The organism is Xanthomonas bonasiae (assembly GCF_017163705.1).
Classification (GTDB): domain Bacteria; phylum Pseudomonadota; class Gammaproteobacteria; order Xanthomonadales; family Xanthomonadaceae; genus Xanthomonas_A; species Xanthomonas_A bonasiae.
Window position 1 is genome coordinate 1 of the sequence record NZ_JAFIWB010000055.1, and the last position, 6,987, is coordinate 6,987.

General features: G+C 65.7%; 5 protein-coding genes and 1 tRNA gene. All 6 read left to right on the forward strand.

Features of this window, described 5'->3' with window-relative positions; translation table 11 throughout:
- Nucleotides 1-178: 178 nt before the first annotated feature.
- The 6 genes from tig to JR064_RS22820 all read left to right on the forward strand — a co-directional run bounded on the left by tig (nucleotide 179) and on the right by JR064_RS22820 (nucleotide 6,889).
- Complete coding sequence (gene tig, locus JR064_RS22795) at nucleotides 179-1,474, forward strand: trigger factor (protein ID WP_191825036.1); 1,296 nt, start codon at nucleotides 179-181, stop codon at nucleotides 1,472-1,474.
- Nucleotides 1,475-1,610: 136 nt separating this feature from the next.
- Nucleotides 1,611-2,237, forward strand: coding sequence for an ATP-dependent Clp endopeptidase proteolytic subunit ClpP (gene clpP / locus JR064_RS22800; RefSeq protein WP_179570633.1), 627 nt, complete (start codon nucleotides 1,611-1,613; stop codon nucleotides 2,235-2,237).
- Between the two features lie 128 nt (nucleotides 2,238-2,365).
- Nucleotides 2,366-3,652: an ATP-dependent Clp protease ATP-binding subunit ClpX gene (clpX, locus tag JR064_RS22805; RefSeq protein ID WP_003468538.1), complete on the forward strand. Its 1,287-nt coding sequence runs from the start codon at nucleotides 2,366-2,368 to the stop codon at nucleotides 3,650-3,652.
- A gap of 175 nt (nucleotides 3,653-3,827) precedes the next feature.
- Entirely contained in the window at nucleotides 3,828-6,302 is a 2,475-nt protein-coding gene (lon, locus tag JR064_RS22810) for an endopeptidase La (protein WP_206231234.1), read from the forward strand.
- 183 nt (nucleotides 6,303-6,485) lie between these two features.
- The gene (locus JR064_RS22815; protein WP_228320647.1) at nucleotides 6,486-6,803 is read left to right on the forward strand and encodes an HU family DNA-binding protein; all 318 of its coding nucleotides are present in this window, start codon (nucleotides 6,486-6,488) and stop codon (nucleotides 6,801-6,803) included.
- A gap of 11 nt (nucleotides 6,804-6,814) precedes the next feature.
- Nucleotides 6,815-6,889, forward strand: a tRNA-Val gene (locus JR064_RS22820).
- The last annotated feature ends 98 nt before the right edge of the window (nucleotides 6,890-6,987 follow it).

Here is a 6,987-nt window from a genome sequence, read left to right on the forward strand (position 1 = left end):
CCCCCGTCCGCACCCCCGCCGCGCCAGGCCTGCAGCGGCGCCGGCCGACCGGGTGCGCTGGCAGGCACCGCGGGAATAGGCGAAACTATCCGGCTGCGGCGGCCGTCCCGTGCCCGCGTCAACCCGTATTTTTCTACATCGTGCCGAGAGCCGTGGGCTCCCGGTGGCAGGAGTCCACATGCAAGCTTCGATCGAAACCACCGGTACCTTGGAACGGCGTCTGACCTTCACCCTGCCGGAGGAGCGCCTGGAGACCCATATCGGCGGCCGCCTGCGCGAAGTCGCGCGCACCGCGCGGATCAAGGGCTTCCGTCCCGGCAAGATCCCGCCGAAGGTGATCGAGCAGCGCTTCGGGCCGCAGATCCGCGCCGAGGCGCTGGACGGCCTGCTGCGCGAAACCTTCGATTCGGCGGTGCGCGAGCACGAACTGCGCCTGGCCGGCAACCCGCGCATCGACCGCGCCGGCGACAACGAGCTGCAGTTCGTGGCCACCTTCGAAGTGGTGCCGGAGTTCGGCGACATCGACGTGGCCAAGCTGGAAGTGATCCGCCACACCGCCGAGGTCACCGACGCCGACATCGAGCAGATGATCGAGAACCTGCGCCTGCAGCGCCGCACCTGGCAGCCCGCTGGGCGTCCGGCGCAGGACGGCGACCTGGTGACCCTGGAAACCTGGTCGCAGGCCGGCGACGAGCGCCTGCCCGCCGAGGGCGTGGAGAAGGGCAGCAGCGTGATCGGCTCGGGCGTCATGTTCCCGGCGATCGAGCAGGGCCTGGTCGGCCTGTCCAAGGACGAGGAAAAGACCCTGACGGTCGATTTCCCGGCCGACTGGCGCGTGCCGCAATTCGCCGGCAAGCAGGTCCAGGTGCACGTGAAGGCGGTCGAAGTCGCCGCGCCGGTGCTGCCGGAGGTGGACAAGGAGTTCATCAAGAGCTTCGGCGTGAAGAGCGGCGATGCCGAGCAGTTCCGCAAGGACATCCGCATCAACCTGGAGCGCGAGCTCAAGGGCGCGCTGATGAACCGGCTGCGCCGCGAGGTCGGCGAGCAGCTGATCGCCGCCTACGCGTCGGTGGAAATGCCGCCGCGGCTGGTCGAGAACGAGGCGCGTTCGATGCTGGCGCAGCAGGTGGAACAGATGCGCCGCTCCGGCCGCGACCCGGGCCAGGTGCCGGACGACGCCCACCAGGGCTTCGTGGACGCGGCGCGCAAGCGCGTGCTGGTCGGCCTGCTGGTCGGCGAGGTCGCCCGCCGCAACGAGCTGCGCCTGGACCCCAAGCGGGTCTCGGAAACCCTGCGCCTGATCGCCTCGACCTACGAAGAGCCGGAACAGGTCATTGAGATGTACCGCAACGATCCCCAATTGATGGGGGGACTGCAGAGCCGTGTGATGGAAGAGCAGGTGATCGACTGGATCGCCGAGCGCGCCAAGCACACCGAGCAGGCGATGACGTTCCAGGAAGCGATCCGCCAGTAAGGCGCCGCTTCGCGGCGGCCCGCATATTGCATGCGGGTTGGAGACGCAATCCAAGCCCTCGCAGCCGTGGGGGCGCGACAAGATGCGAAGCCCTGCACATCCCCGTGCAGGGACGACACAGAGCAGGAGTTCCCGCGTGGACAATGTGACCAAGGCCTTGAATCTGGTTCCGATGGTGGTCGAGCAGACCAGTCGCGGCGAGCGTGCCTACGACATCTATTCGCGCCTGCTGAAGGAGCGGCTGATCTTCCTGGTCGGTCCGATCGACGACCACATGGCCAACGTGATCGTGGCGCAGATGCTGTTCCTGGAAGCGGACAACCCGGAAAAGGACATCAGTATCTACATCAACTCGCCGGGCGGCGTGGTCACCGCCGGCATGGCGATCTACGACACCATGCAGTACATCAAGCCGGACGTGAGCACCATCTGCGTCGGCCAGGCCGCCTCGATGGGCGCGCTGCTGCTGGCGTCGGGCGCGGCCGGCAAGCGCTATGCGCTGCCGAACTCGCGGGTGATGATCCACCAGCCGCTGGGCGGCTTCCAGGGCCAGGCCACCGATATCGACATCCACGCGCGCGAGATCCTGACCCTGCGCTCGCGGCTGAACGAAATCCTGGCCAAGCACACCGGCCAGTCGCTGGAAACCATCGCCCGCGATACCGAGCGCGACAACTTCAAGAGCGCCGTCGACGCGCAGACCTACGGGCTGGTCGACCAGGTGCTGGAGCGCCGTCCGGAAGAGTCGATCCAGCCGGCATAAGGCTTGCATGTACTGCAAAACGCAGCGTATTCCGCAGGGCCGGGGCCGGGCTAGCGTCCTCCCGGCCCTGTGTTATTCTCGAAATCGAACCCCCGTTCATCGGGTGGGGTAACTGGGTAAGCGAAGCAATGAGCGAAGACCGGCAAGGCCGTTCCGGCGACAGCAACAAGATTCTGTACTGCTCGTTCTGCGGCAAGAGTCAACACGAGGTCCGTAAGCTGATCGCCGGGCCGAGCGTGTTCATCTGCGACGAATGCGTCGAGCTGTGCAACGACATCATCCGCGAGGAGCTCGAGGAGAAGGCGCAGTCCGCACGCAGCAGCCTGCCCAAGCCCAAGGAAATCCTCGAGGTGCTGGACCAGTACGTGATCGGGCAGCTGCGCGCCAAGCGCACGCTCGCCGTGGCCGTGTACAACCACTACAAGCGCATCGAGAGCCGGCAGAAGAACGACGAAGTCGAGCTGGCGAAGTCCAACATCCTGCTGGTCGGTCCGACCGGTTCGGGCAAGACGCTGCTGGCCGAAACGCTGGCGCGCCTGCTCAACGTGCCGTTCACGATCGCCGATGCGACCACGCTGACCGAAGCCGGCTATGTCGGCGAGGACGTGGAGAACATCATCCAGAAGCTGCTGCAGAAGTGCGACTACGACGTCGACAAGGCGCAGCAGGGCATCGTCTACATCGACGAAATCGACAAGATCTCGCGCAAGAGCGAGAACCCGTCGATCACCCGCGACGTGTCCGGCGAAGGCGTGCAGCAGGCGCTGCTGAAGCTGATCGAAGGCACTGTGGCATCGGTGCCGCCGCAGGGCGGACGCAAGCATCCGCAGCAGGAATTCCTGCAGGTGGACACCAAGAACATCCTGTTCATCTGCGGCGGCGCGTTCGCCGGCCTGGACAAGGTGATCCAGCAGCGCTCCAACGACGTCGGCGGCATCGGTTTCGGCGCCAAGGTGAAGAGTTCCGAGCGCAAGCGCGAAGTCGGCAAGATCCTGGCCGAAGTGGAGCCGGAAGACCTGATCAAGTTCGGCCTGATCCCCGAGTTCGTCGGCCGCCTGCCGGTGGTCGCCACGCTCGAGGAACTGGACGAGCCGGCGCTGATCCGGATCCTGACCGAGCCGAAGAACGCGATCACCAAGCAGTTCAAGAAGCTGTTCGAGATGGAAGGCGTGGAGCTGGAATTCCGGCCCGACGCGCTGCTGGCCATCGCCAAGAAGGCGCTCAAGCGCAAGACCGGCGCGCGCGGCCTGCGCACCATCGTCGAGTCGGTGCTGCTGGATACGATGTACGAGCTGCCGTCGCAGGAAAACGTCAGCAAGGTGGTGGTGGACGAGTCGGTGATCGAGCACAAGTCCGAGCCGTACCTGATCTACCAGACCCCGCCGCCGGCGCCGAAGGTGGCCTCGGCCGAGTGAGTGCCGGGTGAAGCCGCGGCGCTGTCCTGCCGCGGCCGTCGCGACTGGCTAAACGCTTGAAAGAAAAGGGTCTTTTTCGCTGCCCTTGCATCATCCAGCCGATGGCCCCATAACGGGGCCATCGGCATTTTTATGCCCGCCTTTCCGCATTCCCGCACCCCACATCGGAACCCTCATGGCCCAGTCCAAATCCGAAGTCCTCGACCTGCCGGTCCTGCCGTTGCGCGACGTCGTGGTCTTCCCGCACATGGTCATCCCGCTGTTCGTCGGCCGCGACAAATCCATGCGCGCGCTCGAGCACGCGATGGAGGCCGACAAGCGCATCCTGCTGGTCGCGCAGAAGTCCGCCGAGACCGACGATCCGGTGGCGGCCGACCTGTACAACGTCGGCACCCTGGCGCAGGTGCTGCAATTGCTGAAGCTGCCCGACGGCACCATCAAGGTGCTGGTCGAGGGGCTGTCGCGGGTCAGCGTCGACAAGGTGGTCGAGCGCGACGGCGCGCTGCAGGGCGAAGGCAGCGAGATCGATGCCGTCGAGTCGCGCGAGGAGCGCGAGGTCGAGGCGATCGCGCGTTCGCTGATGTCGCTGTTCGAGCAGTACGTCAAGACCAACCGCAAGCTGCCGCCGGAGCTGCTGCAGACGCTGTCGGGCATCGACGAGCCGGGCCGCCTGGCCGACACCATCGCCGCGCACATCGGCGTGCGCCTGGCCGACAAGCAGCGCCTGCTGGAAACCCTGGAAGTGGGCGAGCGGCTGGAGATGCTGGTCGGTCTGGTCGACGGCGAGATCGACGTGCAGCAGCTGGAGAAGCGCATCCGCGGCCGGGTCAAGTCGCAGATGGAGAAGAGCCAGCGCGAGTACTACCTCAACGAGCAGATGAAGGCGATCCAGAAGGAGCTGGGCGATCTGGACGACGCGCCTGGCGAACTGGAAGAACTGGCGCGCAAGATCGCCGAGGCGGGCATGCCCAAGCCGGTGGAAACCAAGGCCAAGGCCGAGCTCAACAAGCTCAAGCAGATGTCGCCGATGTCGGCCGAGGCCGCGGTCGTGCGCAACTATCTCGACTGGCTGCTGGGCGTGCCGTGGAAGAAGCGCAGCAAGGTGCGCAAGGACCTGAAGGTCGCGCAGGAAACGCTGGACGCCGACCACTACGGCCTGGAGAAGGTCAAGGACCGCATCCTGGAATATCTGGCGGTGCAGTCGCGGGTGAAGCAGATGAAGGGCCCGATCCTGTGCCTGGTCGGCCCGCCCGGTGTCGGCAAGACCTCGCTCGGCCAGTCCATCGCCAAGGCGACCAACCGCAAGTTCGTGCGCATGTCGCTCGGCGGCGTGCGCGACGAGGCGGAGATCCGCGGGCATCGGCGTACCTACGTCGGCTCGATGCCGGGCCGCATCGTGCAGAACCTCAACAAGGTCAGCAGCAAGAATCCGCTGTTCGTGCTCGACGAGATCGACAAGATGTCGATGGACTTCCGTGGCGATCCGTCCTCGGCGCTGCTGGAAGTGCTCGATCCCGAGCAGAACAACGCCTTCAACGACCACTACCTGGAAGTGGACCTGGATCTGTCCGAAGTGATGTTCGTGGCGACCTCCAACTCGCTGAACATCCCCGGCCCGCTGCTCGACCGCATGGAGGTGATCCGCATCCCCGGCTACACCGAGGACGAGAAGCTGGCCATCGCCATGCGCTACCTGGTGCCCAAGCAGCTGAAGGCCAACGGCCTGAAGGGCGACGAGCTGGAGATCGCCGCCGACGCGATCCGCGACATCGTGCGCTACTACACGCGCGAATCCGGCGTGCGCAACCTCGAGCGCGAAGTCGCCAAGATCTGCCGCAAGGTGGTCAAGGAAATCGCGCTGGCCGGCCCGCAGCCGGCGGTGGCCAAGAAGGCGCCGGCGAAGAAGGGCGCGGCGGTGCGCAAGGACAAGGCGCGGGTCAGCGTCGGCTCCAAGAACCTGGACAAGTACCTGGGCGTGCGCCGCTTCGATTTCGGCCGCGCCGAGGAGCAGAACGAAGTCGGCCTGGTCACCGGCCTGGCCTGGACCGAAGTCGGCGGCGATCTGCTGCAGATCGAATCGACCCTGGTCCCGGGCAAGGGTGCGGTGATCCTGACCGGCCAGCTCGGCGACGTGATGAAGGAATCGGCCTCGGCGGCGCTGTCGGTGGTGCGCTCGCGCGCCGAGCGGCTCGGCATCGAGGTCGACTTCCTGCAGAAGCACGACGTGCATCTGCACGTGCCCGACGGCGCCACGCCGAAGGACGGCCCCAGCGCCGGCATCGCGATGGTGACCTCGCTGGTGTCGATGCTGACCAAGGTGCCGGTCAAGGCCGATGTGGCGATGACCGGCGAGATCACCTTGCGCGGCCGCGTCTCGGCGATCGGCGGACTCAAGGAGAAGCTGCTGGCGGCGCTGCGTGGCGGCATCCACACGGTGATCATCCCGGAGGAGAACCGCAAGGATCTGGCCGACATTCCGGAGAACGTCACCCGCGACCTGAAGATCGTGCCGGTCAAGTGGATCGACGAAGTGCTCGACCTGGCGCTGGAGACGCCGCTGAAGCCGAAGGTCGCGGCCGCCGCCGAGGGCGAGCCGGTGCGGCGCAAGCCCAAGCCGAAAGCATCCTCGAACGCGCGCGTCAAGCACTGAGGGGCGCTGAACCGCGCCCGCCCAAGTGGCTCAAACCCGCGCCGTTGCTGGCTTTTCGGCTTGCGCGGGTGGGAGGCCGCTGGTATAAATGCACGACTTGCGAGCACTGCGAACGCGCGTGCTTGGTAGTGAAAAAATCAATCGGGGCCTCGTCGCAGACGAGGCAGGCCACGCCGACACCCGATCCTCAATTCCGCGGTTTTCTGCCGCACATGGAGTCATCAAGAAATGAATAAAGCCGAACTGAACGACGCTATCGCCGCCGCTGCGGATATCTCCAAGGCCGAAGCCGGTCGCGCCGTCGACGCCTTCGTGTCCGAAGTCACCAAGGCGCTCAAGAAGGGCGACAGCGTGACCCTCGTTGGCTTCGGCACCTTCCAGGTGCGCGACCGTGCCGAGCGCACCGGCCGCAACCCGAAGACCGGCGACTCGATCAAGATCGCCGCGTCGAAGAATCCGACCTTCAAGGCTGGCAAAGCGCTGAAGGATGCCGTAAACTAATCGACTCGCTAGGGTGCTTAGCTCAGCGGTAGAGCGTCTCCTTTACACGGAGAGGGTCGGGGGTTCGAAACCCTCAGCACCCACCAGAGCACCGAGCGACAAGTTTCAAAAGCGGAGTGGTAGTTCAGTCGGTTAGAATGCTGGCCTGTCACGCCGGAGGTCGCGGGTTCGAGTCCCGTCCACT

Coding starts and splice junctions, on each gene's coding strand:
- tig (WP_191825036.1), top strand. CDS start 179: ATGCAAGCTTCGATCGAAACCACCGGTACCTTGGAACGGCGTCTGACC.
- clpX (WP_003468538.1), top strand. CDS start 2,366: ATGAGCGAAGACCGGCAAGGCCGTTCCGGCGACAGCAACAAGATTCTG.
- lon (WP_206231234.1), top strand. CDS start 3,828: ATGGCCCAGTCCAAATCCGAAGTCCTCGACCTGCCGGTCCTGCCGTTG.